Consider the following 23,708-nt stretch of genomic DNA (forward strand, 5'->3'; position numbering starts at 1 on the left):
CACACCCGCATCCACGTCAACCGCTGCCCCCGGCAAACGTTCTACAATGACGGCCGTTCTCCGAAGTGAGTTTTCATGCGTAAATTTCTTCTTCCCGGCGTGACTGCCACGTTCGCCGCAGGCGCTGCGCTGGTCGCCGCCGCAGGCTTTTTTTCTCCGGCCGCCCACGCCAACAGCGTGATCGTGCTCAATTCCGGCGAAGCCACGCTGAGCCTGATCGACGAGACGACTCGCCAGGTCGTCGGCACGGTGCCGACGGGCAAGGAACCGCATCACCTGATGGCCACGCCGGACAATTCGTCGCTGATCGTCGCGAATTCGGTGTCGAACAACCTGATGTTCGTCGATCCGAAGTCGGGCAAGGTGCAGCGCTGGGTCGAGAATATCGAGGATCCGTACCAGATCGGCTTTTCGCCTGACCGCAAGTGGGTCGTCACCACCGGTCTGCGTCTGGACCGCCTCGACATCTATCACTATGACGCCCAGAACAACATGACGCTGGCCTCGCGCCTGCCGCTCGCGGTCATGCCGAGCCACATGGCGTTCACCAACGACAGCAAGACGGTGTTCGTCACACTGCAGGTTTCGGGTGAGCTGGCCGCGATCGATCTGGCCACGCAAACCGTCAAATGGAAGATGAAGGTCGGCAAGGTGCCGGCCGGCCTGTGGATGACGCCCGGCGAAAAGTACCTGCTGATCGGCATGACCGGCGCGGATTACGTCGCTGTGGTCGACTGGCGCAATCAGAAGATCGTCAAGACGATCCAGACAGGCAAGGGGGCGCACAACTTCCGCTCGCTGGCTGACGGCAAGCACGTCGCGGTGTCGAACCGCGTTGCGAGCACGATCAGCATCATCGACGAAGACACGCTCACCAACGTCGGCGACATCACCGGTTTGATGCCGGGGCCGGACGACATGGAACTTTCCGCCGACAAACGCTATCTGTGGGTTACCTTCCGCTTCGCGAAGCACGTGGGCATCATCGACCTGAATTCGCGCAAGCTGATCCAGACGATTGCCGTCGGCCGTTCGCCACACGGTATCTATTTCTTCAATCGCGCGCCGGTGACGGCGCCGAACGGCGCGTAATGCAGCAGCGAGGCAGTACATCAACGGGCCGTCACGAATGAAATAACCAGGCTAGCACCATGTTCCATCTGATTTTTTCTTCCCTCGACAGCTTCGTCTCAGCCGTGCAGACGCTGCTGTACGTCGACGTGGTGCAGCCGCTGCTGTTCCGCTTCGACCTGATGGATTACGACGAAGACACTTTCGACAGCCTGTATTGGGTGCTCGTCGGCGTCTTCGAGGTGCTGGCGATGTACGCGGTGCTGCGCCCGCTCGAGGCGCTGCGCCCGGTTGAGCAGTGGGAAAACCGCAAGGCGGTACGGGTCGACGTGATCTACACCTGGATCGCCAAGCTCGGCATCCTCAACCTGTTCTTCTTTTTCGCGCTGCAGCCGTTCTTCGACAACGTGCAGGCCTGGCTGCGGCTGCACGACATCGCGAATATCGACTTCGACAATCTGTGGCCGGGCGTCACCACGCAGCCACTCGTCACGTTCGTGATGTATCTGCTGGTGCTCGATTTCGCCGGTTACTGGTATCACCGCTGGGAACATCGGTTCGGCGTGTGGTGGGAGCTGCACGCGGTGCATCACAGCCAGCAACAGATGTCGCTATGGTCGGACGACCGCAACCATCTGCTCGACGATTTGTTGCAGGCGTCGTTTTTCGCGGCGATCGCGCTGGTGATCGGCGTGCCGCCGTCACAATTCGTCGTGCTGGTGGCGATCACGAATCTCGCGCAGAGCGTGCAGCACGCGAACATCCGCCTGTACTTCGGCTGGCTCGGCGAGCGTCTGCTGGTCAGCCCGACCTTCCATCGCCGGCATCATGCGATCGGCTACGGCCACGAAGGGCTGAAGTACGGTTGCAACTTTGGAGTGCTGTTCCCGTGGTGGGACATGCTGTTTCGCAGTGTGTCGTGGAGCCGCGAAATGGAGCCCACCGGCATCCGCGATCAACTCGAAGGCCGCCGCTATGGCGACGGTTTCTGGGCGCAGCATTGGCTCGCTTTTGTGCGGATCGCCGGGCGGCTCTCGTCGAAGCGCCGCGTCGAAGGCAGCGGCTCCGCTGCAGTCTGAGTATTCTTCCTCCCGCGCCGCCGGTTTCCCCGGCGGCGCGTCGCGTGGTTTATCCTGTCCACGTTTTCGCGTGCGTTCCTGGTGCGCTTGTTGGACCGTGTCCTGGTCCGCATTCCGGTTCGTTTCGCTGTTCGGTTCCCCTTGTCCCATTGTTTTGTTCACCGGCACTGGCTCGCATGAATGATTTGTTGCGCTCGTTCGGACGCGCGCTCACAAGCGCGCTCCACCCGCGCATGCTCTGGCTGACCTTCATGCCGTTTCTCGCGGCAACGGTCGGGTGGGGCGTGATTCTCTGGTTTTCCTGGCAGACGCTGATCGGCGCGACCCGCACGTGGCTCGAAAGCTGGTCGTTTACCGTCACGCTTTATCATCTGTTCGACTGGCTCGGCTTTTCGGCGCTGCACACGGCAATCGCGCCTTTTATTGTGATTGCGATGGCGATTCCGCTGATCGTCGTCAGCGTGCTGCTGCTGATCGCCACAGTGTCGATGCCGGCGGTGATCCGCTTTCTGTCGGCACGGCAATTCGCGAGCCTTGAAATGCGCCGTGGCGGAACGTGGTACGGTAGTCTCGGCCAGGCGCTGTGGACCACGCTGGTGTGTCTGGTGCTGCTGATCGTCACGTTGCCGCTCTGGCTGGTGCCGCCGTTTTTTGCGCTGATTCCGCCGCTGCTGTGGGGCTGGCTGACCTATCGCGTGATGAGCTACGACGCGCTCGCGTTGCACGCGACGCGCGACGAACGGCGTGAGCTGGTGCGGCGTTTCCGGCTGCCGCTACTGCTGATCGGCATCGCCAGCGGTCTGCTGGGTTCGCTACCGACGCTGCTGTGGGCGTCGTCGGTATGGCTGATCGTGCTGTTCCCGGTGATCACCGCGGTGACGATCTGGATCTACGCGTTCATCCTCGTGTTTTCGGCCCTGTGGTTCGGCTACTACTGTCTGCGCGCGCTCCAGCGCATGCGCGCGGAAGAGCACGGCGCGCGGCACGCGGCGCCGGTTCCTTACTGATTAAACGGAAGAGGCGACAATGGCATTTGGCGTCATCATCATCGGCGATGAAATCCTGTCGGGCAGACGTATCGACAAGCATCTGCCGAAGGTCATCGAATTGCTGGGCGCGCGTGGGCTCTCGCTCGGCTGGGCGGAGTACATCGGCGACGATCCGGAGCGCATCACGGCGACGCTGCGCCGCACGTTCGCGTCGGGTGACATCGTGTTTTCGACGGGCGGCATCGGCGCCACGCCGGACGACCACACGCGCCAATGCGCGTCGGCCGCGTTAGGCGTGCCGCTCGAGCTGCATCCGGAAGCCGCCAGATTGATTCAGGAGCGCATCCGCGACATGCATCCGGCTAACTCGGCCACGCCGCTCGATCTCGATTCGGCGGAAAACCGCCATCGTCTGAACATGGGCACGTATCCGCAGGGCGCGTCGATCATTCCGAACGGCTACAACAAGATTCCGGGATTCTCGATCAAGGAGCACTACTTCGTGCCAGGCTTCCCGGTGATGGCGTGGCCGATGATCGAGTGGGTGCTGGACACTCAGTACGCGCACCTGCATCACGCAATGCCGCATGCGGAAAAGTCGCTGCTGGTGTTCGAGTTGCCGGAGTCACGCCTCACGCCGTTGATGGAAAAGATCGAGCACGACTTTCCGGGCGTGCGGGTATTCAGCTTGCCGAGCGTCGGCGATGCCGAGCGCGGTGGCGTGTATGCGCGGCATCACATCGATTTGGGCGTGAAGGGTGAACCCGAAGCGGTGGCGGCGGCGTTCGTCAAACTGCGCGAGGGCGTGCATCTGCTGGGCGGCGATATCGTCGAGCCGGAGGCTGCAGCTGCAGCTGCGGTTGCGGCTAAAGCGCGCGGTTGATCCACGCCACGCAAGCCATCTGCGCCGCGCGCCAAACCTCGGGCGCGCTCGCGCCCACGCCTGACCAAAGGCTCAGACGCAAGACTCGACGCATCATCGGCCTGTCACATCCAGCGCCGACGATGCGTACTTACACCGCGCGAACCACGCGCCGTCAAAAGCGATTCTGACGGACGCGAATCTTCTTTAGGCGCCAATCCACGGCAAGCCGCGAAAACACCAGCCCGACACCGTCTTCCGATGCCCCTGGCCGTCCTTGTCGCCCTCGAAGCCTTCCAGCAGGTCGTACGCCTTCGTGAAGCCAACCTGGGTGGCGGCGATCGCGGCGAGCTTGGAGCGCGCGGCGCTGCGGCACAGAAACAGCACCGGCGTATCGGGCGAGGCAGCCTGGCTCAGTTGTTCGAGGAATTCCTGGTTCGGCACGGCACCCGGGTAGCGAGTCCATTCGATATGCACGTATTGACCGTCGCCAATTACCGGCCGGCCAACCCAATCGAGTTCGGCGCGGGTGCGCACGTCGACGAGACGCGTGCGCGGGTCGAGTTGCAGCAGTTCGAACGCCTCCGCTGGCGACACCGCGCCCGCATAGGGCAACTGGTTCTCGGTGCGGCGTTTTTCCGCCTGGGCGTACAACTGTTCGAGCGTGCTCATGAGCGCAAATCTCCTTCCGTCCAAATGACCATTCTAGCGCGCGGCGTGCGGCGCGGATGCCGCCCACAGTCAGAGTCAGGGATGCGCACACGGCTGCCCATAAAATGCCCTGAACTGGTGCAAATCATTGAAAATGCACCAAAATAAAGATTAACTCGGCCTTCGCATTTGCGATGGCACTTATTTGGTGCATTGTTCCGTTCAAAGATATCGGGGCTGCATGCCATTCGGTGCGTGCATTCCCCGCAAACGCGCGCACAATATAGTTCTGCGCCTGCTTGGCGCATACGTGGCACAGAAGCTGCTTTATTGGTCCCGATCGACTTGTCCCAGCAAAATCTTTATGCCCCCTTCAACGATCCGGGGTGGACGCGCCGGGACGGGTCAGCTAGATTGGGCGGCGGCTGAACCCGCCGAATTCGTTAATCAGGAGATAGGTTATGAGTAAATCCGTGGCCGACGTCGTTCAACTCGTCAAAGACGAAGACGTCAAGTTTGTCGACTTCCGTTTCACCGACACGCGCGGCAAGGAGCAACACGTTTCGGTGCCGGTGTCGGCATTCGATGAAGACAAGTTCGAAAGCGGCCATGCGTTTGACGGTTCGTCGATTGCCGGCTGGAAGGGCATCGAAGCATCGGATATGTTGCTGGTCCCGGACGCGAACACGGCCTTCATCGACCCGTTCTACGAAGAGTCGACCCTCGTCCTGACCTGCGACGTCGTCGAACCGGCTGACGGCAAGGGCTATGAACGCGACCCGCGTTCGCTGGCAAAGCGCGCTGAAGCGTATCTGAAGAGCACCGGCCTCGGCGACACGGCCTACTTCGGTCCGGAACCGGAATTCTTCATTTTCGACTCGGTCCAGTGGAACACGGATCAGTCGGGCTGCTTCATCAAGATCGGTTCGGAAGAAGCACCGTGGTCGTCGGCGAAGGAATTCGAAGGCGGCAACACCGGCCACCGTCCGGGCACGAAGGGCGGCTACTTCCCGGTCGCTCCGGTCGACACGTTCCAGGACATCCGTTCGGAAATGTGCCTGTTGCTCGAACAGATCGGCATCCCGGTCGAAGTGCACCACCACGAAGTCGCGGGCCAGGGCCAGAACGAAATCGGCACGAAGTTCTCGACGCTGGTGCAACGCGCCGACTGGCTGCAGCAACTGAAGTACATTGTCCACAACGTCGCGCACACGTACGGCAAGACGGCAACGTTCATGCCGAAGCCGGTGGTCGGCGATAACGGTTCGGGCATGCACGTTCACCAGTCGATCTGGAAGGACGGCCAGAACCTGTTCGCAGGCAACGGTTACGCAGGTCTGTCGGAATTCGCGCTGTTCTACATCGGCGGCATCATCAAGCATGCTCGCGCGCTGAACGCGATCACGAACCCGTCGACGAACTCGTACAAGCGCCTTGTGCCGCACTTCGAAGCACCGGTGAAGCTGGCTTACTCGGCACGCAACCGTTCGGCATCGATCCGCATTCCGCACGTGTCGAACCCGAAGGGCCGCCGTATCGAAACGCGTTTCCCGGATCCGATGGCGAATCCGTACCTGTGCTTCTCCGCGCTGATGATGGCGGGTCTGGACGGCGTGCAGAACAAGATTCACCCGGGCGAAGCTGCCGACAAGAACCTGTACGACCTGCCGCCGGAAGAGGATGCAAAGATCCCGACCGTGTGTGCCGGCCTCGACCAGGCGCTGGACGCGCTGGACGCGGATCGCGAATTCCTGACGCGCGGCGGCGTGTTCACGGATGCGATGCTCGACGCGTACATCGAACTGAAGACGGGCGAGCTGCAACGCTATCGTCAGTCGGTGCACCCGATCGAGTTCGAAATGTACTACTCGCTGTAAACGGCAATGACGCTTCGCCCTTCAAACGGCGAAGCGCTTGCCCGACGCTCGCGATCGGTCACGAAGGGACGGCGGCGCCGTCCCTTTTTTGTTGAACCCGAATGAGTCGACTCGCAATGTTGGCGGCGTGCGGGCGTCGAGCAAGGCAACAAACGGTACATCTGATTTATCACCATCTCCTATCGGCCAGACTGCAAGATGGTTCTCAAGAATCTGATCAAGGCAAGGAAAGGGCACGAGCAGACGTTGTCGGATGACGCTCAGCTTGTCAGCTCCGGTTTGCTGCCCGGCTTAGAGGCGTTGCCGACGGTCGTGCTGGTGCTCGAAAAGCGCACGCTGCGCGTCGTGTTCGCGAACCCGTCGGCGGAGTCGATGCTGGAGCTCTCGCGCCGGCAACTGACGCAGATGGCGTGGCCGGACATCTTCACGAATGCGGACGAACTGCTCGCGACCATTTCCGCGATCGCCGCGCACCGTTTTCACGCGACGCATCTGGACGCCGTGCTCGAGCGTCCGGGCCACGAGCCGCTGCATGTGCATGCGATCGTCGGTTTTCTGGAAAGCGCGCAAGACTATGTGCTGCTCGAACTGTTCGAGAACGAGCGGCATTTACGCACCGACCGCGAGGAGCGCATCAACGACCTCACGGCGGTCAACAAACAACTGATCCGCAATCTCGCGCACGAGATCAAGAATCCGCTTGGCGGGATTCGCGGCGCGGCGCAATTGCTCGAATTCGAACTCGGCGAGCGCCAGCGCGACGAGTTGCGCGAGTACACGCAGGTCATCATCAAGGAATCGGACCGGCTGCAAACCTTGGTCGACCGCTTGCTCGAGCCGCACCGTCATCCGCATATCGTCGGCGACGTGAATATTCACGAGGTGTGCGAGCGCGTGCGCCAGGTGATTCTCGCGGAGTTTCCGCGCGGTCTGACGATCGAACGCGATTACGACGTGAGCGTGCCGGATTTGCGCGGCGACAAGGAGCAACTGATCCAGGCGCTCCTGAACATCGTGCGCAATGCGGCCGAAGCGTTGCGCGAACGTATTTCGCAAGGCGACGCGCGCATCGAATTGCGCACCCGCGTTGCCCGCAAGATCACGGTGTCGAAACGCTTATGTAAGCTGGCACTGGACTTGCATATCATTGATAACGGCCCAGGCATTCCCGAGGAAATCCGTGACCGCATTTTCTATCCGCTCGTGTCGGGGCGCGAGGACGGCAGCGGTCTCGGTCTGACGCTTGCGCAGACCTTCGTGCAACAACACGACGGCCTGATCGAAGTGGATAGCCGGCCGGGCCATACCGAGTTTCAGATTCTGCTGCCGCTCGACTGCTAACACCAAACGCACCTCAAGACTTCTGACCGAACTATATGAAGCCGATCTGGATAGTAGACGACGATCAATCGATTCGCTGGGTGCTCGAAAAAGCGCTCGCCCGCGAAAACTTCGCGACGCGCAGCTTCGCGAATGTGCGCGAGGCATCGGCCGCGCTCGATCACGACAGCCCACAAGTGCTGGTGTCCGACATCAGGATGCCTGGAGGCTCCGGCCTCGAATTGCTGCAAACCGTGCGTGACAAGGTTCCCGGCTTGCCGGTCATCATCATGACGGCGTTCTCGGACCTGGATAGCGCGGTCGCCGCGTTCCAGGGCGGTGCGTTCGAGTATCTCGCCAAACCGTTCGACGTCGACAAGGCGGTCGAATTGATCCGCCGCGCCGTCGACGAAAGCATGCGCGGCGAACAGACGTGGGACGACCGCGTCGCCGATGCACCGGAAATGCTCGGCCAGGCGCCGGCGATGCAGGATATGTTTCGCGCGATCGGCCGCCTGTCGCATTCGGCTGCCACCGTGCTCATTACCGGCGAATCAGGCACCGGGAAGGAACTGGTCGCGCGTGCGTTGCACCGACATAGCCCACGCGCGAACGGTCCCTTCATCGCTTTGAACACGGCGGCGATTCCGAAGGATCTGTTGGAATCCGAACTGTTCGGTCATGAGCGCGGCGCATTTACGGGCGCGCAGGCCATGCGCCAGGGGCGCTTCGAACAGGCCGAGAACGGCACGCTGTTTCTCGACGAAATCGGCGATATGCCGTTCGATTTGCAGACACGCCTGTTGCGCGTGCTGTCGGATGGGCAGTTCTATCGCGTCGGCGGCCACAATCCGTTACGCGCCAATGTGCGCGTGATCGCGGCGACGCACCAGAATCTCGAATCGCGCGTGCGCCAGGGGCTGTTCCGCGAGGACTTGTATCACCGGCTCAATGTGATCCGCTTGCGTTTGCCCGCCTTGCGCGAGCGCAGCGAAGACATTCCGCTGCTCACGCGCCACTTCCTGCAAAAGAGTGCGCGCGATCTGGGCGTCGAACCGAAACGTGTGTCGGAGGAAGCGCTCGCGTATCTGGCGTCGTTGCCGTTTCCGGGCAACGTGCGGCAACTGGAGAATCTCGCCAACTGGCTGACGGTGATGGCGCCGGCGCAGACCATCGAGATCAAGGATTTGCCGCCGGACCTCGGGCCGGCGCAAGCGGGCGTGACCGACCTCGCGGGTGGCGGCGGCGTGCTCGGCACCGGCGAAGCCGGCCTTGCCGGCGGCGCTCCGGTCAACGGGACCAGCGCGTCGACACTGCCGGCCACGGCAGGCGGCATGCCGGTCACGACACCCGTCAGCGCCTGGGAAGGCGGCTTGCGTACCGAAGTCGCGCGGATGTTGCGTGAGAACGCTGCGGATGTGATGGACGAACTCGCGCGCCGTTTCGAAGCCGCGGTGATTCGCGAAGCGCTGGATTTCACGCGTGGGCGCAAGGTCGAAGCGGCGGAACGGCTCGGCATCGGCCGCAATACGATTACCCGCAAGATTCAGGAACTCAACCTCGAGCCTTGAGGTTTGTATCGCCGGCCGGGGCGGCTCGAATGTCGCCCCGGCTGCTCGTCAAAAAGCCTTTGGGCTCCCGCAAGGCATAATCGACGCTGTTTTCATTCGACAGTTCGCGATGCCTGCTTCTCCGGTTCCCTTTTCCTGGCCGCTTTCCCCCGATCCCTTTTTGTCGCTCGAGGCGCTCGACGACCCTGACGCGCTTGCGTGGGTCGAAGCGCAGAATGCCCGCACGCGCGCGGCATGGTGCGGCAGCGCGGCGTTCGACACGCTCAAGCAAAAGCTCGCGGATGCCTATCTGCCGCGCGAGCGCCCGGTCATCCCCGATCGCTGGATGGATTGGGCCTACGATCTATGGCAGGACGAGCGCAATCCGAAAGGTATCTGGCGGCGCACGCCGTGGGCCGCCTGGCGTAGCGGCGTACCCGTCTGGCAGAACCTGCTCGACTTCGACGCGCTCGGCGCCGCGGAAGGCATGCCATGGGTTTGCGTCGAACTCGATATTCTTTATCCGGACGGCGATCGTGCGCTGATCACGCTGTCGCCGGGCGGCTCGGATGCGCTGGTGGTGCGCGAGTTCGACATCGATGCCCAGCGGTTTGTCGACGATGGTTTCGTCATCGGGAAGGCCGGCAAGCATACGGCTTCATGGATCGATCGCAATACGCTTTACGTCGGTTGGGACAATGGCCGCAAGACGCTGACGCGCTCCGGCTATCCGCGCGACGTGCGGCGCTGGACGCGGGGCAGTGCGCTGGCTGCGGCGCCGGTCGTGTTCAAAGGCACGTTCGACGATATCGGCGTCGAAGCGCACTACGATCCGGTCGAGCAGCGCCACACGGTGGTGAGCAGCGTCGATTTCTTCGATTCGCATACGTATTACCTCGCCGCCGCCGATGCTGTCGATGTCTGGCGGCAGTACGACGTGCCGTCGCACGTGGCGGTCGGCGGCTGGCAGGGCTGGTTGCTGCTGGAGCCCCGGTTCGATTGGGATTGCAATGGCGTGCGCTTTTCCGGCGGCGCGTTGCTGGCGATCCGCGAAGCCGCCTTTTTGCGCGGCGAGCGCGAGATGGTGCCGCTCTTCACGCCGACGCCGCAAACGTCCGCCTGCGAGTGGACCCATACGCGTCGCCATCTGATCGTTTCATACCTTGAGGACGTGCAGAGCAGGACCGTCTTGTGGGCCCCGTCACAATCCGCCGATGAAACGTGGCAATGGACTCAGCGCCTCTTTCCGTCGCGCGGCGACGAGCAAGCCGACGTCTCGCCGGTCGAACCGACGTTGAACGACGAAGTGTTCGTCGATACCGACGATTACCTGCAACCGCCCGCGTACTGGCTCGCCGATCTCGCCCGTGACGATCTGACCGACTGGGAATTGCTCGACCGCTGGCCGACTCAGTTCGACGCGGCGCCGTTCGCCGTGACGCGCGGCCATGCGGTGTCCGCCGACGGCACGCGGGTGCCGTACACCGTGATCGCGCCACGTGCGGCGCAACCCCATATGCAACAGCACACGCGGCCTTGCCTGCTCAACGGCTACGGTGGCTTCGCGATTCCGCTGACACCGAACTATCTGGCCGGGCCGGGCATCGGCTGGCTGGAGCGGGGCGGCGTGTATGTGGTCGCGCATATTCGCGGCGGTGGCGAGTTCGGCACGCAGTGGCACACGGCGGCGCAAGGCGAGCATCGTCAACGCGCGTTCGACGACTTCATCGCAGTCGCCGAGGCGCTGATCGACAGCGGCGTGACGAGCGCCGCGCAACTCGGCATTCAGGGCGGCAGCAACGGCGGCTTGCTGGTGGCGGCGTGTATGGTGCAGCGGCCCGAGTTGTTCGGCGCGGTGGTCTGCGAAGTGCCGCTGCTCGATATGAGCCGCTATCACCTGCTGCACGCGGGCGCGTCTTGGATCGACGAATACGGCGATCCGGACGAGCCCGACGAAGCGCGCGTGCTGGCCGCCTATTCGCCCTATCATCGCGTCGCTTCCGATGTGGCGTATCCGCCGGTGCTGTTCACGACATCGACTGCCGACGACCGCGTGCATCCGGGCCATGCGCGCAAGATGGCCGCGCGGATGCAGGCGCTCGGCGCCGACAAGGTTTGGTATCGGGAGAACACGGAAGGCGGGCACGGCGGCTCCGATGAACTGGAGCAGGCCGGGCATGATGCGATGGTGTTCGAATTCTTGTGGCGCTGTTTGAGCGGCCCGGCCGCCTGATAAGGCTCAGCCCTTGTGTCCGGCCGGGTATGGGCAGACTCGGCTGGATCAGTCGATCTGCGCCACGACCGGCGCATGGTCCGACGGCTGCTCCCACTTGCGCGGCGTCTTGTCGACTTCGCAAAGCGAGCAGGCTTGCGCAAGCGCTTTCGACAGCAGAATGTGGTCGATCCGCAACCCGGCGTTGCGGCGAAACGCCATCATCCGGTAGTCCCACCACGAGTAGATCTTTTCCGGCTGGTCGAACAGACGGAACGCATCGGCAAGACCGAGATCGATCAGCCGCACGAACTCGGCACGCTCTTCAGGCGACACCAGATTCTGGCCTTCCCATGCTTTCGGATCGTGCACGTCGCGATCTTCGGGCGCGATGTTGTAGTCGCCGAGTAATGCGAGTTTCGGAGACAACGCCATTTCGCTCGCGATCCAGTCGTGCAGCGCGGCCAGCCAGCGCAGCTTGTACGCGAATTTATCGGTGCCCGGCGCCTGGCCGTTCGGGAAGTACGCGGAGATGATGCGCACGCCTTCGACGGTCGCGGCGATCACACGTTGCTGCGGGTCTTCGAAGCCAGGAATATTGCGCACGACGCTGGTTTCGTCGACGTTCAGGCCTTCGCGCACCAGGATGCCGACGCCGTTATACGTCTTCTGGCCCGCGTACCAGCTCCGATAGCCTTTCGCCTTGAGCTCGGCGCGCGGGAATTTATCGTCGGTCAGCTTCAGTTCCTGTAGACACAGGACGTCGGTGTGACTGGTTTCGAGCCAGTCGATCACGTGCTGCTGGCGGACTTTGAGGGAATTGACGTTCCAGGTGGCGATTCGCATGTCGTTCGGTAAATTGTGTTCGCCAGGCGGCGAGAGGGTGCCGGTTAGCCGGCTTCAGCGCTGCAATCGCCGCTATCATGCACCGGTTTGCAAATTCAGGTCCAGCGCAGTGCAGCAAAACCGCTAATCCGGCGTCCCCGACAGCCCCAAAATATTTACGCGTCCGCCACTTGCCGCAGCGTATAGTGGGACCACACTCACGCGCATCGGGGAAGCATCATGGCCGAATTTTATCCAGCCCTTTATAAGGACTTCGAAGTGCATCCGTTGGTGTTTTCGCGGGAGTTCGACAAGTTCGACGGCCACAAGCGTTACGCCGAAGGTTACGACGTCGCGGTGCGTGTCTGCCGTCCGGGCGCAATCAGCGGTTCGAAGGCAAGCCGTGTGTTCCGGCTTGTGTTGCCGGCTACGTTCTCCGATTTCGGCGTCGCCAAACGCAGCGCAAGCCAGTACGGCGCGGATATCATCGACGGCAAAGTGGAAGGCGCAACAGTCTCCGATCTTTAAGCGCGCAGGCGCACTGTCTGTGTCGTTCGAAATAATTTCGCACGATTGTTTGACGCTTCGCGAACATCTCTATACAATCCGGTTTCTCTGACGCGGGGTGGAGCAGTCTGGCAGCTCGTCGGGCTCATAACCCGAAGGTCGTAGGTTCAAATCCTACCCCCGCAACCAAGCATTGTTGAAAGCCCGCTGGCGTAAGCCACGCGGGCTTTTTAACTTCTGGCATCGCTCACGTTGTCGTGTCGCTCACTCGGAATCGATCGCCCATTGCACCGCCGCTTGCGCATGCAACGCGGTCGTATCGAACACTGGCAGCGCCGAATCCTCCGGCTTGATCAGCAACGTGATTTCGGTGCAGCCGAGAATCACCGCCTGCGCGCCACGCGCGGCAAGCCCTTCGATCACACGTTGATACACCGCACGCGAGCCGCCATTCACGTTGCCGTGACATAGCTCGTCGTAAATGATGCGGTGCACGTCCGCGCGCTCGGCTTCATCGGGAATCAGCGTGTCGAGGCCATAGCGCTCGCGCAGGCGCCCCGTGTAAAACGTCTGCTCCATCGTATAGCGCGTGCCGAGCAAGCCCACTCGCTCGATGCCGGCGGCCCGCAGCGCCGTGCCGGTCGGATCGGCGATATGCAGAAACGGTACCTTGATCGCCTGTTCGATCGCTTCATACACGCGGTGCATCGTGTTGGTCGCCAGCATCACGAGATCGGCGCCGCCTCGTTCAAGGTGCCGCGCGGCATCGGCCATCTGTTCGCCGAGCGCGGCCCAGTTGCCGGCGCGCTGGTTCGCTTCGATCGACGCGAAGTCGACCGTCAGCATCAGGCTGCGTGCGTTGTGGTGGCCGCCAAGCCGCGCCTTCGCGTGGCGATTCATGAGCCGGTAATACTCGGTGGACGATTCCCAACTCATCCCGCCGATCACGCCGATCGTTTTCATCCGCTTGCTCCGCTGTTCGATGATGTGCGCCGTTGCGCGTCGAAGTCGAAGGCCGAGTATAGGCGGGCGGCAGGGTGCGCAGCCGGTACGGATTTGCAGCTGCGCGCCGGTACGGCGCCTTGATAAAACGCCGGCACGCGCATTCTGACGCCGATAGAATCGATATCAGTCAAAGAGGGTCGAAGAAGCTTAAAGGGAGCGATACATGGATCTGATCATCCGCCGCGCAATGCTGCCGCCTGGCGCCGCACTGCAGCAAAAGCAGCCGGTCGACATCGGCATCGAAGCGGACCGCATCGTCGCTGTCGAGTCGAATCTGGTAGCGGCCGCGCGCGAAGAAATCGACGCGGCCGGCTTGCTCGTCACGCCGCCGTTCGTCGATCCGCATTTCCACATGGACGCGACGCTGTCGTACGGACTGCCGCGCGTGAACGCGTCCGGTACGTTACTGGAAGGCATCGCGCTGTGGGGTGAGCTCAAACCGGACCTGACGCAGGAAGCACTGATCGAGCGCGCGTTGCAGTACTGCGACTGGGCAGTCGCGCGCGGTTTGCTGGCGATCCGCAGTCATGTGGATGTGTGCGATCCGCGTTTGCTCGCGGTCGAGGCGCTGGTCGAAGTGAAGCGCCGCGTCGCGCCGTATCTCGACTTGCAACTGGTCGCGTTTCCGCAAGATGGCCTCTTGCGCAGTGCCGGCGCATTCGAGAATCTCAAGCGTGCGATTGCGATGGGTGTCGACGTGGTCGGCGGGATTCCGCATTTCGAGCGCACGATGGCCGACGGCGCTCAGTCCGTGCGCCTGTTGTGTGAATACGCGGCGGAGCAAGGCTTGCGCGTCGACATGCATTGCGATGAGTCGGACGATCCGATGTCGCGCCATATCGAAACGCTCGCGGCCGAAACCCATCGGCTCGGTTTGCACGGGCGCGTGACCGGCTCGCATCTGACCTCGATGCATTCAATGGACAACTACTACGTCAGCAAGCTATTGCCGCTGATGCGCGAGTCGGGCGTCGCCGCGATCGCCAATCCGCTGATCAACATCACGTTGCAGGGCCGCAGCGACACGTATCCGAAACGGCGCGGCATGACGCGCGTGCCCGAGATGATGGCGGCCGGCATCAACGTCGCGTTCGGTCACGATTGCGTGATGGACCCGTGGTACAGCCTTGGCTCCGGCGACATGCTCGAAGTCGCGCACATGGGCTTGCACGTGGCGCAGATGACGGGTGTCGAGGGCATGCATGCGTGTTTCGATGCGGTCACGGTGAACGCCGCGCGCATTCTCGGCCTTGAAGGCTACGGCGTCGCGCCGGGCTGCGCGGCGAATCTCGTGCTGCTCGATGCACGCGATCCGGTCGAAGCGATTCGCTTGCGCGCCGCACGGCTCGCCGTGGTGAGTCGTGGCAAAGTGGTGAGCCGCGCGCCTGCTGCACGCGCGGCGCTGTCGCTCGAAGGGCGTCCGTCGCAGGTGGACTTCAAACTGCACCGCGGTTAGCCGCAGCGCCGAGCGCTCGACTCGAATAAAAAAAGCCGGTGCTTGCTCGCGCAAGTCACCGGCTTTTTTATCGGCGCTAACTAACAGACCAAACTCGAGACCAAACCCGAGACCCATCCCGCCGATATTTCAACTCATCAATGCGCCGCCGGCGTCATGCCGTTGTGCCGCAACAGCGCGTCGATGTTCGGCTCGCGGCCGCGGAACGCCTTGAACGATTCCATCGCCGGGCGGCTGCCGCCCACTTCCAGAATCTCCTTGCGATAACGCATGCCGGTTGCCGCATCGAGCACGCTGCCGCTGGCCGCTTGCGCCGCTTCTTCGAACGCGGCATACGCATCGGCGGACAAGACTTCGGCCCACTTGTAGCTGTAGTAGCCGGCCGCATAACCGCCCGCGAAAATATGGCTGAACGTATTCGGCCAACGCGAAAACTCGGCTTGCGGCACCACATGGAAGCGCTCGTTGATCTCGCGCGCCAGATCGGTGGCGTTCTTTGTACCTGAAGTATCGAAATCGACGTGCAGTTGCATGTCGAACATCGAGAACACGATCTGCCGCAGCGTGCCGAGACCGCTCTGGAAGTTCTTCGCCGCCAGCATCTTGTCGAACAGATCGCGCGGCAGCGGCCTGGCGGTTTCGACGTGTGACGTCATGTCGCTCAACACGTCCCACTCCCAGCAGAAGTTTTCCATGAATTGCGACGGCAACTCGACCGCGTCCCACTCGACGCCGTTGATGCCCGACACGCCCAGTTCGTCGACACGCGTGAGCATGTGATGCAGACCGTGGCCGAACTCGTGGAACAGTGTGATCACTTCGTCATGCGTGAAGCAGGCGGGCTTACCGCCAACCGGCGCCGAGAAGTTACAGGTCAGATACGCGACCGGCGATTGTACGCCGCCATGCGTGTGCTTGTGACGGCCGCGCGCATCGTCCATCCAGGCGCCGCCGCGTTTGCCTTCGCGTGCATACAGGTCGAGATAGAACTGCGCGACGAGGCCGCCGTCCTGATTCTCGACGCGGAAAAAGCGCACGTCCGGATGCCATACGGCCGCTTCGTCGCGACGGATGCGCACGCCGAACAGCGTCTCGGTCACCTTGAAGAGGCCCTTGAACACCGCGTCTTCCGGGAAGTATTGTTTGACTTCGTTCTCGGAGAACGAATAGCGCTTCTGACGCAGACGTTCGGCGGCGAACGTCATGTCCCACGGTTGCAGCTCGGTCATGCCCAGTTCGTTAGCCGCGAATTCGCGCAGTTCCTTCCAGTCCTGTTCGGCATGCGGACGCGCGCGCGTGGCGAGGTCTTCGAGGAAGGCCATCACTTGCGCGGGCGACTCGGCCATCTTCGGCGCGAGCGACACTTCGGCGAAGTTGTTGAAGCCGAGCATGTGCGCCTCTTCGGCGCGCAGCTTCAGCTGTTCGGCGAGGACCGCCGTGTTGTCCCATTCGGGTTTGCCGTTGCCGTATTGCGGGCCGAGTTCGGATGCGCGCGTCACATAGGCGCGGTACATCGCTTCGCGCATCGGACGATTTTCCGAGTACTGCATGACCGGAAAATACGAGGGGAAGTGCAGCGTGAATTTATAGCCGGTCTTGCCGTCGCGTCCGGCGGCTTCTTTCGCGGCTTCGATCACGTCTTCGGGCAGGCCGGCCAGTTCGGCCTCATTGCCGGCTCCGACGAGGTACGCGTAGGCGTTGGTCGCATCGAGCACGTGATCCGAAAACGCCTTCGACAAGGCTGCCTGGCGCTCCTGCAATTCGGCGAAATGCGGTTTCTGGTCTTCCGGCAATTCCGCGCCGGACAAACGGAAGTCGCGCAGCGCATTGCTAAGGATTTTCTTGCGCTCGCCGGTCAGCGATGCAAAATCGCCGCTCGCGTTGAGCGCCTTGTACTTCTCGTACAGCGCGAGATTTTGTCCGACGCTCGACCAGAATTCGGTCACGCGCGGCAGATTTTCGCCGTACACGGCACGCAGCTCCGGCGTATCGGCAACTGCGTTCAAATGGCCGACCACGCTCCAGGCGCGCGAGAGCGGCTCGGTGGCGCGCTCGACCGGCTCGACCACGTCGGCCCATGAGGCGGGCGTAATGGGCTGGGCGGCGCGTTCGACGGCGGCGCTCGCATCGGCAAGCAGCACGTCGAGGGCGGGCGTGACGTGTTCGGGGCGGATCTCGCCAAAGCGCGGCAGGTCGGAGAAATCGAGGAGCGGATTGTCGTGTGTCGAGGGGGTGGTGGACATAAGGCTTCCTGTCTGACGCGGGTGAACGGGTAATCTCGGTGAATCGACGCAGTGAATCGGCGGGCGCGCTGACAACCCAAGCACGCCCGATATAGCCATTATTGGGGCGGGGCGCGCCGATTCCAATCCGTCGACAGACAAATTATCAGATGTCGCGGCGCTGTGCGCGGGCGCGAGGTGTCGCGCGGGTGCTTGCGCGTCGCTTGGGTGTCGCGTGTGTGTCGTTTAGGCGTGCGGACTTGGCCGCTTCACTTTGTGCGAAAACGAACGGTGAAAATTGCTGCCGCGCCGCATTGTGGAGAGTCGCCGTCCGCCAGCAGCACTCTCTGCAAGAGGTATCGATGAATCCGCTTTCGCATGCTCTATCGCGCAACGGCAACAATTTCGACCTCGTGCGGCTGCTTGCCGCCGTCGCCGTGGTGTATGGCCATTCGTATCTGCTGCAAGCGCCCGACGGCACGACCGATTGGGTCCAGAACGCGCTCGGCTTCGACGGTTTCGGGGCGCTCGGCGTCTACGCGTTCTTTCTACTGAGCGGCATGCTGGTGACCGCCAGCTTCGACCGGCAACGCTCGGTGCCGCGCTTCGTCGCGTTGCGCATCGCGCGTCTGTGGCCGGCGGTGGCGGGCGGCTCACTGGTGACGGTGCTCCTGATTGGGCCACTCTTTACAACGCTGCCGCTGCGCGACTATTTCGCCTCCAGCGTGACGTGGGCCAACCTGGACAACTTCTCGACCATCGTGCTGAAAACAGGCTGGGTGCTGCCCGGCGTATTCGAGCACAACCGGTTTGTTTTCGACGTCTGCGCGCCGCTGTGGACGCTGCCGCTCGAAGTGCGCTGCTATCTGATCGTGCTCGTGACCGGCATGCTGGGGTTGCTGTCGAGCCCGCGCGGCGTCGTGCTGGCAGTGGCGCTCGGTTGCGCCGCGTTCGTCCTGCGTGTGCATGCGCCGCATTTGCAGGTCGGGTTGCGTGATTTCAGTGAAACGCCCGGCGGCTATTCGTTCTGGCCGGAGCCGTTTTTCATGGTCGGGATGCTGCTGTATGGCTGGCGTGAGCGGATCGACATTAATGGGCTGATGGCCTTCGCGCTGCTGATGGTCTTTCTCGTCTTCCGCGATACGGCCGGCGCACAGCCGCTGTTCTATCTGGCCTTTGTGTACGGCGTGCTGTGGGTGGGCACGACGCCGCTCCTGCGCCGCTTCGTGCCGCGCCACGATTACTCGTATGGGATCTATCTGTATGGCTTCATGATGCAGCAATGCGTCGCGAGTATCGCGCCGCACTTGAGCCATGTGACGGCCGTGCTGATTGCCGCGCCGTTTATCTTGCTGTGCGCGGCGCTGTCCTGGCACTTCGTGGAACGGCCGGTGCTGAAGTGGTGCCGGCGGCGTCTCGCGCGTTCAGACGCGCCGAGCGCCGCGGGCATCTCTCCACGTGATCACGTCGCGCGTTGAGCGTGTCGGAGGCGTTGTTGACCGGCATGATTCGATGTCGATGGATAAGGCCTAAAAAAACCGCCTTAAAAGCCGGCGAAAAGCGTTTCGCCGGCTTTGCGCTATCTTTGCAGCGTTTAAGCTTTCGCGGCTTCGCGTTCGGCGGCTTCGATCGTGTTGACGAGCAGCATCGTGATGGTCATCGGACCGACACCGCCCGGCACCGGCGTGATGTAGCCGGCTACTTCCTTGACGCCCGCGAAATCGACGTCGCCGCACAGCTTGCCGGCCTCGTCGCGATTCATGCCGACGTCGATCACGGCCGCGCCCGGTTTCACCATGTCCGCCGTGAGAATGTTGCGCAAGCCGGTGGCGGCGACCACCACGTCGGCGTGACGCGTATGGGCGGCCAGATCGCGCGTCTTGCTATGGCAGATCGTGACGGTCGCACCGGCTTCGAGCAGCAGCAGCGCCATCGGCTTGCCGACAATGTTCGAGCGGCCGATCACCACCGCATTCGCGCCTTTCAGCGGAATTTCGTAGGCGGCCAGCATCTTCATCACGCCGTACGGCGTGCACGGACGGAACAGCGGCTGGCCGGTCATCAGCGCGCCGGCATTGGCGACGTGAAAACCGTCGACATCCTTTTCCGGGGCGATCGCCTCGATCACCTTGTGGCTGTCGATATGCGGCGGCAACGGCAGTTGCACCAGAATGCCGTGGATCCGCGGATCGCGGTTCAGTTCGTCGATGCGCGCGAGCAGATCGGCTTCCGGCAAATCGGCCGGATAGCGGTCGAACGACGAGCCGAGGCCGTTGTCGTTACACGCCTTGACCTTGTTGCGCACATACACTTCGCTGGCCGGATTATCGCCGACCAGCACCACGGCGAGGCCAGGCTGATGCCCGCGGGCGGTGAGGGCGGCGGCGCGCGTGGCGACTTCGGCGCGCAGGGTCTTGGAAAGGGCTAGGCCGTCGATCAGTTTGGCAGTCATGGTCGGTCGAGATGGGCGGTTTGGAAAGCGGGACGACGCTGGCGCGCGGCACGCCCGGTGGCGCTTTTCCGCGAACCTGTCGGTTTGGGAAAAGCGCGCGGCGCGAATCGGAAAGACGCGCGCCGCTGCGAAGTCCAACATTATACCGGCGCGGCCCTCGCGCGCCGCGCGCGCCTTGCATTGCGGGAGAAAGAGCAGAAAGCGGAGGGAGATGGCGGAAGGAATGCGGGAGGGCCGGACTTTCGATAGTCCGGCCGCGCTACGCCTCAAAGACGATCAGGTGCGTACAACGCCTGTTGCACGCATCGCCTTTATTGCGCTTGCTGTGGCTTGTTCGACAACGCGAGGCGCAGCAGATCGGCGACCGTGTTGACGTTGAGCTTTTCCATAATGTTCGCGCGGTGTGCTTCGACCGTCTTGATGCTGATGCCGAGATCGTCGGCAATCTGCTTGTTCAGGCGGCCGGCGATGATGCGCTCGAGCACCTGATGCTCACGCGCGGTCAGCTTGCCCAGTCGCTCGGCGGCAGCGCGCTGTTGCTGCACGCTGCTGCTTTCGCTGCGCGCCTTGTCGAGCATGCGCTCGACCAGCTTGCGCAACTCGGCTTCGTCGAACGGCTTTTCGATGAAGTCCATCGCACCTTTTTTCATCGTCGACACGGCCATCGGCACGTCGCCGTGACCCGTCACGAAGATGATCGGCAGCGACGCGTTGTCGGCGATCAGGCGTTCCTGCAACTCGAGCCCGCTCATGCCGGACATCCGCACATCGAGAATCAGACACGCGATCTGGCCCGGATGCTGATGCGGCTGCCATGCGTCGATGAACTGCTCGGCGCTGGAGAAGCATTGCACGCGGTAGCCGTTCGCCTCCAGCAGCCAGCGCAGCGAATCTCGCACGGCCTCGTCGTCGTCGACGACAAAGACTGTTTCCTGTGTGGTGACTGGGCTGTTCATAGCTCTCCCGTAACGGTTTGTGGTGTCGGCGCCTCTGACCCGCCGTTGCTCGGGCCGTCAGGCTCTCCAATAGGCAGACTGCAATGGAACGTGGCGCCTATGACGTGGCCGTCAGATTCGACGTTGTTGACCACCCACAAGCGACCGCGGTGCGATTCGATAATCGAACGGCAGATGTTCAACCCCATGCCCATACCATCGGACTTGGTGCTGTAAAACGGTTCGAACAGCCGCTCGGCTGTCGCTTCGTCGACGCCCGGTCCCTGGTCGACGACGCTGATGCAAACAAACCCGCCTTCCAGCCGTACGACCACGCGAATCACGGGATCGACCGCATTCGGGCGCGCCTCGTGCATGGCCTCGGCGCCGTTCTTCAGCAGGTTGACCAGCACCTGCTCGATCAGCACCGGATCGACATAGATCACCGGCAGGCGCGAGCGCAGATCGGTGACGATGCGAATGCGCCGCTTGCGCGCTTCGAGTTCGGCGAGACCCACCGCGTCCGCGACGATATCGGCCACGCGCGTCGCCTGCCGTTTCGGCTCGCTGCGTTTGACGAACTCGCGAATGCGCTTGATGATCATGCCGGCCCGCACTGCCTGCTGAGCGGTTTTTTCGAGCACGGGCAGCAGGTTGTCCGGGGTCGTTCGACCGGATTTAACCAGTGCTACGGTTCCGGAGCAATAGTTATTGATCGCGGCGAGCGGCTGGTTCAGTTCGTGCGCGAGCGATGAGGCCATTTCGCCCATCGTCATCAGACGGCTGGTGAACTGCAGCTTTTCGTCCTGCTGACGCGAGAGTTCCTGAGCCCGCTTGCGCGTGGTGATGTCGGTCGCGATCTGCATCTGCGCGAGGTGGCCGTCCACCCACTGAATGTACTGGCGGCGCACTTCGAACCATTTCTGGATGCTTTGCACGTAGATTTCCTGCGCGTCGGCGGTGCTTTCGGTCAACGCGGCGGCGGGCAGGCCTGCGTATGTATCCACCATATCGATCGAATCGGACGACGCCTGTGCGCTATCGAACCCGCCGCCCGCCAACTCCAGGTGACCGTCCGGGCGGATGCCGAACAGGTGGCGGTAATAGCGGTTGGCGAACAGCAGTTCGGCCTCGTCGGCGGCCAGCACCGAGACGGCGGCGTCGAGACTTTCGAGCACGGTGGTGAAGCGCTCGTGCGCGGCCGCGAGTTCCTCGCGCGCGCGTTTCGGCTCGGTGATGTCAGTCATCGACGACATCCAGCCGGTCTGGCGGCCCGAGCTGTCGATCAGCGGCGACACGTACAGACGCGCGTGGAACAGCGAACCGTCTTTGCGGCGCACTCGCAGTTCGAAGCCCGAGGAGGGCGCCTTGCCGCGCAGCGTCATGTCGAGCTGGCGTTGCATCTCAGGGTAAGCGTCGCGCGGCCAGTAGGCGAACGGCGCGTTCTTGCCCACCAGATCGCTTTCGTCCCAGCCGGTCATGCGGCAGAACGCCGGATTGACGTGGGTAATGCGGCCGTGCATGTCGAGCACGCGCATACCGATCAGCACCGAGTTTTCCATGGCGCGCCGGAAGAACGCTTCGGCGTACAGCGCCTGCTGCGCTTCGAAACGTTGCCGGGTGTGTTTCCACAAGCTCCACAGACTCCACAACACGAAGCACGACAAGCCGGCCACCAGCCAGACCAGCGTGTTGTTCGTGAAGTTGGTCATCTGCGGGAACGCGTAGACGCGCACCGAGACGCCCTGGCCCGGCGGGTCCAACGGCAGGTCGTAGAACATGTCGCGCGGCAGGCGCGGGCGGGTCGACGTGGTGGTCAACTCGCGGTTGTTCACGTCGATGATCGAGATTTTGTATTTGGCCGACAACTCGGGCGGAATGTCGTGCTTCAGGATTCCTTCTACCGAGAACACGGCGGCAATCGTGCCGAGGAAGTCGCGGTCGCGGTACACCGGCGTCTGCAGCGTGATATAGCCGTTGTGGAGGTCGTCGTAAATGAGCGGGGAGTACACCTGGCGGCGCGTGTTGCGCGCCTCGGCGAACGCGGCTTTGACGGCCTCGTCCATTTGCGAGTCGTTCGGTTTGGCGAGCCGCTGGCCGAACACCGGCAGCGCGGTATTGGGCCAGCGCGGCAGCTGCTGGCTCGTGTACCAGTTCATGTAGAGGATCTCGGGATGCCCCTGCATGATGTCCGTGGTGGACACCTGAAACGAATGCGGATCGGCGTGGCCGGCGGCGAGGTCGCGGGCGAGCGCCTGGATCTGTTCCTGCGCGCCCGTCATGGACAGGCGGATCTGCTGCTGCGCCCACGCGACGTTGCGGTAGAGCGTGTCTTCCTGCTGCTGCTGTTCGCGCCGGTTCAAGCTCCACAGAATCAGGCTCATGACGACCAGAAAAACCAGGATCGACAGGAGCGGCGTCAGCAAATACGAGTTCGACCACCATGGTCCATGGTGCCAGCGGGAGGACGGCGTCGAATCCGCCGGCGAACCGGCGGTGCGCGCCGAGCGTGCGAAAAGCCGTTCGGTCAACATGCGTGGCATTGTAGCGCAGCGTGTCACTAGAAAATGGCGCAAAAAAGCGCTGAAAGTAGCGTTAATCGGCGCAAACTAGCCGACGTATCCGTCGCTAGGCAGTCAGATCAGGGTGCGCCGCAACAATTTTCCGCATTATGAGAAGTGATCTCGTAATTTGA

At 62.6% G+C, this 23,708-nt stretch carries 18 protein-coding genes and 1 tRNA gene; 12 read left to right on the top strand and 7 right to left on the bottom strand.

The window, feature by feature from the left end; translation table 11 throughout:
- Window positions 1–75 precede the first annotated feature (75 nt).
- The 4 genes from WN982_RS06890 to WN982_RS06905 all read left to right on the top strand — a co-directional run bounded on the left by WN982_RS06890 (window position 76) and on the right by WN982_RS06905 (window position 4,022).
- A complete protein-coding gene (locus WN982_RS06890; protein ID WP_341314993.1) occupies window positions 76–1,092 on the top strand; it encodes a beta-propeller fold lactonase family protein in 1,017 nt (338 codons plus the stop codon).
- 59 nt (window positions 1,093–1,151) lie between these two features.
- Window positions 1,152–2,150 (top strand): sterol desaturase family protein, encoded by a 999-nt coding sequence (locus WN982_RS06895; protein WP_341314994.1) that lies wholly within the window; start codon window positions 1,152–1,154, stop codon window positions 2,148–2,150.
- Window positions 2,151–2,326: 176 nt separating this feature from the next.
- The gene (locus WN982_RS06900; protein ID WP_341314995.1) at window positions 2,327–3,157 is read left to right on the top strand and encodes an EI24 domain-containing protein; all 831 of its coding nucleotides are present in this window, start codon (window positions 2,327–2,329) and stop codon (window positions 3,155–3,157) included.
- A 19-nt stretch (window positions 3,158–3,176) separates the two neighbouring features.
- A complete protein-coding gene (locus WN982_RS06905; RefSeq protein ID WP_341314996.1) occupies window positions 3,177–4,022 on the top strand; it encodes a molybdopterin-binding protein in 846 nt (281 codons plus the stop codon).
- A 186-nt stretch (window positions 4,023–4,208) separates the two neighbouring features.
- Here the strand turns inward: WN982_RS06905 and WN982_RS06910 are convergent, their stop codons facing one another.
- Window positions 4,209–4,673, bottom strand: a complete 465-nt coding sequence (locus WN982_RS06910; RefSeq protein WP_341314997.1) for a rhodanese-like domain-containing protein — start codon at window positions 4,671–4,673, stop codon at window positions 4,209–4,211.
- 440 nt (window positions 4,674–5,113) lie between these two features.
- Between WN982_RS06910 and glnA the strand changes: the two genes are divergently transcribed.
- The 4 genes from glnA (at window position 5,114) to WN982_RS06930 (ending at window position 11,632) form a co-directional block, all read left to right on the top strand.
- Window positions 5,114–6,529 (top strand): type I glutamate--ammonia ligase, encoded by a 1,416-nt coding sequence (gene glnA / locus WN982_RS06915; RefSeq protein ID WP_341314998.1) that lies wholly within the window; start codon window positions 5,114–5,116, stop codon window positions 6,527–6,529.
- 198 nt (window positions 6,530–6,727) lie between these two features.
- Window positions 6,728–7,870, top strand: a complete 1,143-nt coding sequence (glnL, locus tag WN982_RS06920; RefSeq protein ID WP_341314999.1) for a nitrogen regulation protein NR(II) — start codon at window positions 6,728–6,730, stop codon at window positions 7,868–7,870.
- Window positions 7,871–7,905: 35 nt separating this feature from the next.
- Window positions 7,906–9,420 (top strand): nitrogen regulation protein NR(I), encoded by a 1,515-nt coding sequence (gene ntrC, locus WN982_RS06925; protein ID WP_341315000.1) that lies wholly within the window; start codon window positions 7,906–7,908, stop codon window positions 9,418–9,420.
- 109 nt (window positions 9,421–9,529) lie between these two features.
- Window positions 9,530–11,632, top strand: coding sequence for a prolyl oligopeptidase family serine peptidase (locus WN982_RS06930; RefSeq protein ID WP_341315001.1), 2,103 nt, complete (start codon window positions 9,530–9,532; stop codon window positions 11,630–11,632).
- Between the two features lie 48 nt (window positions 11,633–11,680).
- On the opposite strand, the gene xth is transcribed toward WN982_RS06930, so the two are convergent.
- Window positions 11,681–12,457: an exodeoxyribonuclease III gene (gene xth, locus WN982_RS06935; protein ID WP_341315002.1), complete on the bottom strand. Its 777-nt coding sequence runs from the start codon at window positions 12,455–12,457 to the stop codon at window positions 11,681–11,683.
- Window positions 12,458–12,676: 219 nt separating this feature from the next.
- Between xth and WN982_RS06940 the strand changes: the two genes are divergently transcribed.
- Both WN982_RS06940 and WN982_RS06945 read left to right on the top strand, forming a co-directional pair.
- The gene (locus WN982_RS06940; RefSeq protein WP_341315003.1) at window positions 12,677–12,964 is read left to right on the top strand and encodes a hypothetical protein; all 288 of its coding nucleotides are present in this window, start codon (window positions 12,677–12,679) and stop codon (window positions 12,962–12,964) included.
- A 91-nt stretch (window positions 12,965–13,055) separates the two neighbouring features.
- A tRNA-Met gene (locus tag WN982_RS06945) sits at window positions 13,056–13,132 on the top strand.
- Window positions 13,133–13,207: 75 nt separating this feature from the next.
- Here the strand turns inward: WN982_RS06945 and WN982_RS06950 are convergent.
- A complete protein-coding gene (locus WN982_RS06950; RefSeq protein ID WP_341315004.1) occupies window positions 13,208–13,906 on the bottom strand; it encodes an aspartate/glutamate racemase family protein in 699 nt (232 codons plus the stop codon).
- Window positions 13,907–14,111: 205 nt separating this feature from the next.
- On the opposite strand from WN982_RS06950, the gene WN982_RS06955 reads away from it, so the two are divergent.
- Entirely contained in the window at window positions 14,112–15,404 is a 1,293-nt protein-coding gene (locus WN982_RS06955; RefSeq protein ID WP_341315005.1) for an amidohydrolase family protein, read from the top strand.
- Window positions 15,405–15,541: 137 nt separating this feature from the next.
- Here the strand turns inward: WN982_RS06955 and WN982_RS06960 are convergent, their stop codons facing one another.
- Window positions 15,542–17,647, bottom strand: coding sequence for a M3 family metallopeptidase (locus tag WN982_RS06960; RefSeq protein ID WP_341315006.1), 2,106 nt, complete (start codon window positions 17,645–17,647; stop codon window positions 15,542–15,544).
- A gap of 341 nt (window positions 17,648–17,988) precedes the next feature.
- Here WN982_RS06960 and WN982_RS06965 point away from each other — a divergent pair, with 341 nt between their 5' ends.
- Window positions 17,989–19,104, top strand: a complete 1,116-nt coding sequence (locus WN982_RS06965) for an acyltransferase (protein ID WP_341315007.1) — start codon at window positions 17,989–17,991, stop codon at window positions 19,102–19,104.
- 116 nt (window positions 19,105–19,220) lie between these two features.
- Here the strand turns inward: WN982_RS06965 and folD are convergent, their stop codons facing one another.
- From folD to fixL, 3 genes are all read right to left on the bottom strand, one after another.
- The gene (folD, locus tag WN982_RS06970) at window positions 19,221–20,078 is read right to left on the bottom strand and encodes a bifunctional methylenetetrahydrofolate dehydrogenase/methenyltetrahydrofolate cyclohydrolase FolD (RefSeq protein WP_341315008.1); all 858 of its coding nucleotides are present in this window, start codon (window positions 20,076–20,078) and stop codon (window positions 19,221–19,223) included.
- Window positions 20,079–20,389: 311 nt separating this feature from the next.
- Window positions 20,390–21,034, bottom strand: coding sequence for an oxygen response regulator transcription factor FixJ (gene fixJ, locus WN982_RS06975; protein WP_341315009.1), 645 nt, complete (start codon window positions 21,032–21,034; stop codon window positions 20,390–20,392).
- Window positions 21,031–23,547, bottom strand: coding sequence for an oxygen sensor histidine kinase FixL (gene fixL / locus WN982_RS06980; protein WP_341315010.1), 2,517 nt, complete (start codon window positions 23,545–23,547; stop codon window positions 21,031–21,033). The genes fixJ and fixL overlap by 4 nt, the downstream gene beginning before the upstream one ends.
- Window positions 23,548–23,708 lie beyond the last annotated feature (161 nt).

The sequence above is a fragment of the Paraburkholderia sp. IMGN_8 genome, assembly GCF_038050405.1.
In the GTDB taxonomy this organism is placed as follows: domain Bacteria; phylum Pseudomonadota; class Gammaproteobacteria; order Burkholderiales; family Burkholderiaceae; genus Paraburkholderia.